2 protein-coding genes are annotated in these 1,044 nt (G+C 70.6%); both read left to right on the forward strand.

What is annotated here, in order from left to right:
- Positions 1 to 638, forward strand: a 638-nt coding sequence (locus tag ACFPZL_RS13565; protein WP_382335913.1) for an EamA family transporter, incomplete at its 5' end; no start/stop codon positions are given.
- A 47-nt stretch (positions 639 to 685) separates the two neighbouring features.
- Positions 686 to 994 (forward strand): metal-sensitive transcriptional regulator, encoded by a 309-nt coding sequence (locus ACFPZL_RS13570; RefSeq protein WP_218116059.1) that lies wholly within the window; start codon positions 686 to 688, stop codon positions 992 to 994.
- Positions 995 to 1,044 lie beyond the last annotated feature (50 nt).

Raw genomic sequence — 1,044 nt, forward strand, 5'->3', positions numbered from 1 at the left:
TGCTCGGCGCGCAGCTGTGGCTCTTCGCCTGGGCGCCGTTGAACGGCCGCGCCATGCAGGCCGCGCTCGGATACTTCCTGCTGCCACTCGTGCTCGTCGTCCTCGGCCGCCTGCTCTACCGGGATCGCATGCGCTGGTGGCAGTGGCTGGCCGCCGGCATCGCCGCGGTCGGCGTCGTCTACGAGATCGTGCGCGTCGGCGGCGTGAGCTGGGAGACGCTGCTCGTCACGCTCGGCTACCCCGCCTATTTCGTCCTGCGGCGCATGCTGCGGACCAACCATCTCGGCGGGATGTTCTGGGAGATGGCCGCGGCAGCGCCCCTGGCGACGGTGCTGGTGGTGCTCGCGATCGTCGACGGGTCGGCGCTCTCTGTCAACCCGGCGCTCTGGTGGACGGCGCCCGCGGTCGCGCTCTTCTCCGCCTTCGCGCTGCTGCTCTACGTGCTCGCCGCGCGCCTGCTCCCGCTGAGCCTGTTCGGGCTCCTGAGCTATGCGGAGCCGGCGCTGCTGCTGGTCGCCTCGCTGCTGATGGGCGAACGGATCGAGGCCGGCGAGTGGTTCACCTACGGAGCCATCTGGGCGGCGGTTCTCGTGCTCGTCGTCGGGGGTCTCGTCTCGCTGCGTCGCCCTGCCGAGTGAGGTGGTCCGCGCCGCCGCAAGATACCCCTATAGGGTATACTGCACATATGCACGAAGCGGATCAGGGGCACGGCCACACCCACGGGTACAGCGAGCACAAGGAGGAGCTGCTCAAGCGTCTGCGCCGCGCCGAGGGTCAGGTGCGGGGCATCCACCGGATGATCGAGGAGGATGTCTACTGCATCGACGTCCTCACCCAGGTCACCGCGGCGACGAAGGCGCTCGAGCGCGTGGCCCTGGGCCTGCTCGATGACCATCTCAGCCATTGCGTCGCCGAGGCCGCCGCGGAAGGCGGAGAGGTCTCGGCGGAGAAGCTGCGGGAGGCATCGCAGGCGATCGCGCGACTCGTGCGGTGAGGGCCGCCCGCCGGGGCACGACGCGAAGCGGGGCGCGGCACGCCGCGACG

It is taken from the genome of Leucobacter soli (assembly GCF_042659205.1).
GTDB lineage: Bacteria > Actinomycetota > Actinomycetes > Actinomycetales > Microbacteriaceae > Leucobacter > Leucobacter soli.